The organism is Halalkalibacter alkalisediminis, from assembly GCF_028610705.1.
GTDB classification, from domain to species: domain Bacteria; phylum Bacillota; class Bacilli; order Bacillales; family Bacillaceae_D; genus Halalkalibacter; species Halalkalibacter alkalisediminis.
On record NZ_JAQQWT010000124.1, the window covers coordinates 1 to 1099 of the forward strand.

The 1099-nt window shown below is 38.8% G+C and carries 1 protein-coding gene; it reads left to right on the forward strand.

Translation table 11 applies throughout. From position 1 onward, the window contains the following. A partial coding sequence (locus PQ474_RS26160) for an IS4 family transposase (protein ID WP_273848509.1) occupies nt 1–951 on the forward strand: 951 nt, incomplete at its 5' end. Between the last annotated feature and the right edge of the window lie 148 nt (nt 952–1099).

The window sequence follows — 1099 nt, forward strand, 5'->3', positions numbered from 1 at the left end:
GAAAGTCTTCATGCGCTGAGTGATTGTCTTTTCGATGACCAGCTTCAAAAGGGTATTAACCTTGATTCGATCAGCATTTCTCAACTATCACGGCGATTAAACGGCATGAATCCAGATTTATTCCAAAGACTTTTCCTTGATTTGGTTGCACAAATTCATGCCAAAACACACTACACCAAACTAGTCATGCCGTTAAAGATCATTGATTCAAGCACATTGCCACTAAATTTGACCAATCACAAATGGGCAGAGTTCCGCAAAACAAAAGCGGGTGTAAAGCTACATTTGCGACTAGTATTTATGGCAAAAGGAATTTCTTATCCTGAAAAGGCAGTGCTAACAAGCGCAAAGGAACATGATCGTGGTCAACTAGAAATCATGGTCGATGACAAGGAATGCATGTATGTGTTTGACCGCGGCTATCTAGACTATGACCGCTTTGACCGTATGACAGATGACGGCTACTTTTTCCTATCAAGACTACGTAAAAACGCAGTCATACGAGAAGTCTACGATTTTAAACTACCCGAGGATACAACGGTTCTGTCCGATCAAATGGTGTTGATTGGTACGACTCAAAACCGTACTGAGAACTACTTTCGTCTTTTAAAAGTGATCGATTCAAAAGGAAACGAACTTCAGTTACTTACGAATCGTTTTGATTTATGCGCCGAAGAGATTTCAGAAATGTATAAATCACGCTGGGCAATTGAGTTGTTTTTCAAATGGATCAAACAGCATCTCAATATCAAAAAGTTCTACAGTCAAAGTGAATGGGCGATCCGCAATCAAGTGTTTATCGCATTAATCGTTTTTTGTCTACATGTACTCGTTCAACTTGAGACGAAAAGCAAGCGAAAAACCTTACAAATTAGCCGTTATCTAAGAGCGGCTTTGTGGAAGTCAGCACATATTTGGCTTCGGAAAATTGAAGGAAAAGCCATTCCTTAATAACAAAACTGTCGTCGTCACAACTATCTAATTGTAAATATTTTTCCAAATGGATGGAGCCACCTTTGCTTAGGTATTTACTTTTTTGGCTCTAAACAGGAAGAACTTTAAAACTGAAAATTCAGTTAGTTTTTATGCAACACTAGTG